The organism is Oleiphilus sp. HI0117, assembly GCF_001635235.1.
This window is the reverse complement of record NZ_LWGA01001231.1, coordinates 1-3,773: the sequence shown is the minus strand read 5'-3', so window position 1 is coordinate 3,773 and position 3,773 is coordinate 1. Positions and strand designations below refer to the sequence as shown.

The following is a 3,773-nucleotide window of genomic DNA, read 5'->3' as shown; positions in this document are numbered from 1 at the left end:
CATCATTATACGAACCAAACCCTGAAGTTTGCTCTTCATTAAAGGTAGCATCGTTGTTCTGGTTAGCTGTTGGCTGATTGCCGGAAGATGACTGAGGAAACTGACCCGCCAAGAACTTGCTTGGTTGGGCGTCTGTTTGGCTCTCTTGTCTGAATTGATTTGTAGAATAAGCTGGTTGAGGCTCCATGGAGGCTGCTTTAGCTTGCATCATACCTTTAAATAAGCGAATCAGAATAAAGGCCACCAAAGCGAGCAGAATTATATCCATGATTTGAATGCCTTCAAATGCTCCACCCATTAAAGCTGCAATTAAGCCACCAGCGAGAAGGCCACCCATTAAACCTTTCGCCATACCGCCCTTGGCCGGCGCTTTCTGTTTTGCAGCTCCTGAATTATTTGGCGCAGCTTTTTTAGCAGGAGAAGGCTTGGTTTGAAATAGCTTTCCAAACGACTTTCCGCCGCCGAACTTTTTGGCATCGACGTGCGTGGCGTTTAAAGCTAGTGCAAACAGCACAGGTAGCATGAGCCAGAATTTTTTCATGTGTGATAATACTCTTTTAGGATGGTGATACGTTTCAGGCTAAGTATCCTAATGTCATTACCAGTAATGTCAATGAGAAGAGAAATAAAGGGGGAGAGGCACTTTACTCAGACGCCAATTCCCACTCGGATGATCATTGCCGTTTTTTTGACCAATTATTAGTGCCTTGCTTTATTCAAATTCTAGAAGTGTGCCGCAAGGTGTTGATGGTAAGAAGTATCTGTTTTTACGGTACGACCTTTGATTAATATTTAGTGTTGGTTCAAGAGTCTGACTTTTAGGCCTTGAGCAGTCCTGCATCCAGTTGTTGAGGAATTATCTATGATCAATGTTAGAAATTATGATGAGAAACGTGACCATATCCGTATGAAGCTAGACACGCCTATCCAGGTAAAACTGGATACTGGAAACTATATTGAGGGCACTTGCCTCGATCTTAGTGTAAATGGCATGCAAGTTGAACTTGATAGGGCGATTAACGCAGGTGAATGTATTGAGGCCTGTATCCGCTCAGAGATGGGAATAGTGCCCGACTTGGTTAGCAAGGCGACGGTTGTACGAACAACCCAGATCGAATCGGGTCGATATCTACACGGCGTACAAATACAAAGCATGCAGTAGTCAAAAAGCGACGGAGGGATCTAATTTTAACCAATGTAAGCGGTTTGGTTTATAGTCCCTCTGAAATTTATGAGATCTACTTGTCTCGACTTAGGTGAGTAGTAAACCTAATCTCTGCTGTGTCTTTGCGTTTCCTATATAGACCTAGTTAATCGATTCGTATACATAGAACGATTAAAAAAATATGATACAGCAGTGACTATCAGTTTCCTTTTTATTGAGCAATTGAATAAGCTTGCTCAGACCTTAAAGCGGTTAACTAAGTCGGACAAATCCTGATTTAGTTGGTTTGCTTGTTGGCAGCTTGCAGAAGTTTGTTCCATGCCCTCGCTGGTCGTGGTGGCGACTTCAACAACCGTTTGAACATTCTTCTCCATTTCTTCACACACGCATGACTGTTCTTCTGAAGCGCTTGCTACTAGTTGGTTAATCTCATTTATAACTGAAATCGAAGAAGCAATTTGGTTAAGTGATCGTTGTACTTGTTCACTTTGACGAACGGTACTTTGACTTTGTTCATTACTTCGTGTCATGACTTCGACGGCTCTCTGTGATCCACTTTTGAGTCGATCAATCATTTCTTGTATTTCTTCTGTGCTTTGTTGAGTGCGTCCTGCCAAGCCTCTAACTTCATCAGCAACAACAGCAAATCCTCTACCGTGCTCACCTGCTCGCGCAGCTTCGATTGCGGCATTGAGAGCAAGGAGGTTTGTTTGTTCCGCGATTCCAACGATCACGTTGAGGACGTTTACAATTTGATTGACCTCATCTTCAAGTGTTGAGATGACGCCTGTGGCATCCTCAATTTCAGCTGATAAACTGCCGATAGTCGAGATTGCTTCGGTGACAATTTGTTCGGCTTCTTCACTGACAATTTTCGCTTCGGTCGCACTTCTCGCCGCATTTTCGGTATTTTGAGCAATTTCTCGACCACTTGAGGACATCTGATTGATGGCTGTAGCGATTAGGTCTGTTTGACGTCTTTGTTCGTCTACACTCTCATTTGTTCGTTGAGCAACGTTGTCCATTTCCGTGATCTCTGCCGACATTGTTACAGAACGACTAGATACCTGGCTAATAATGTTATGGATGTTATCAAGGAAGCTGTCAAAGTGATTTCCTAGGGTGCCGAGTTCATCCTTTGACTCCATGTTGAGACGCAGTGTGAGGTCTCCTTCTCCTTGTGCTATGTCTTCAATTCGCGTGCTAATTTCGTTTAAGGGGCTGAGGATTGAGCGCAGTAGAAGTAAAGAGAAGATAATCACAACCACGACGCCGCCAATTGCAGTCATCGTCATAACGCTTAGTGTCGCCTGTTGAATTTGATTAATGACATCGACTTCATTTTCAACTACTCGATCTCCGCTTTCTTCAAATTTACCCAACTGCACCAGGAGTTGGTCAGCAATTGTGATGTATTTGATATGAGTTGTTTGATATGCGTGAGTTGCTGCAAACAGCTTTTTTGTTAGTTCTTCATGTTTGTCTAAGTGTTTTGTGTAGGCCTCTTCATAACTAAGGTTTTGCCATTTGCTTCCTGCATTTAATTTGAATGCACCAGTACTGAACATTTCCTTTGCTGCTTCTTTTTGGAATGCGAGCGCTTCGTTCAGATTGTATTGTGCGGCACTATGCTCTTCGCTCTTTGCGATAAAACGAGCCATATGGTAGAGACCAGAGAGTAAGCCGATACTAGACTCCATTGCGCCATCGGCAGCCAACCACATATTATTTAGGCCAGTATCCCATGTGACTAATTGAGAGGGGGACTTTTCTAGTTGTTCGACCGTTGAATCTCCGATTGCTTCTATTTCGCTACTTAGTTTGACGAATTTTTCTGCATTTTCATCATATTGATATTTTAAGAAGGCAAAGTCTTTATACTCTTTTAGCACTTCTTCGAGCAGCTTTTTATACTGACTTTTGTTTAAGGAAAAATTTTCGATTTGAGTGGCGTCCATGAGCCCTGCATCGCGGAGCTGATCTATCGCTTCATCGGTGCTTTGTTGGGCTTCCTTGATTGACTCTAGCCCTTTATCGTAATGATAACCTTGAAAGATTTTCTCTACTGCAAGCATTTGAGCTTCCAGACCAATTTCTGCCTCCATCGCTCCATCAGCGCTGTCCCATGCTGGACCCACGATAAATGATAGGTTATCTGATAGCTTACTAATACCATTAAAACCGATCAGTCCAACCAAAAGGATAACGAGTGTGGATAGGGCAAATCCAGATATTACTTTTAGACGTATTGTTGCATCGCGAAACATATTGAAGGCCGTTTGATTGAAGGAATGGCTTGTTCTTTTTGTATTCAGTATAGACAGGGTTAGAGATGTGGCAATGAAAGGTATTTTGGCAGCGATATCTCATGGTGACTGTTGATAAGTGAATGAGGTCAAACTCGGCTGATTTGCTCATCTTGCTGTTTTGAGTAGTTTGGAATTCGAAGCTTTTTTCTCGAACCGGTATTCGACATTGCGGCGTCAACCTTTTAATCGAATCTGGCCAAGCTGACACTCACCTTGAGTATTAAGACGCATCGACAAATTGATCTAACATAAAATCTATAAAAACGCGTAACTTTAAAGGCATAAACTCAGTTGAGGGG

General features: G+C 42.6%; 2 protein-coding genes and 1 pseudogene. 1 reads left to right on the top strand and 2 read right to left on the bottom strand.

Going from position 1 to position 3,773, the window contains the following annotated elements:
* Window positions 1-541 (bottom strand): annotated as a pseudogene (locus tag A3757_RS21470) (hypothetical protein); the annotation flags it as partial.
* Between the two features lie 321 nt (window positions 542-862).
* Here A3757_RS21470 and A3757_RS21465 point away from each other — a divergent pair.
* Complete coding sequence (locus A3757_RS21465; protein WP_068509454.1) at window positions 863-1,162, top strand: PilZ domain-containing protein; 300 nt, start codon at window positions 863-865, stop codon at window positions 1,160-1,162.
* Window positions 1,163-1,401: 239 nt separating this feature from the next.
* Here A3757_RS21465 and A3757_RS21460 read toward each other — a convergent pair whose 3' ends face one another.
* The gene (locus A3757_RS21460) at window positions 1,402-3,432 is read right to left on the bottom strand and encodes a methyl-accepting chemotaxis protein (protein WP_068553314.1); all 2,031 of its coding nucleotides are present in this window, start codon (window positions 3,430-3,432) and stop codon (window positions 1,402-1,404) included.
* Between the last annotated feature and the right edge of the window lie 341 nt (window positions 3,433-3,773).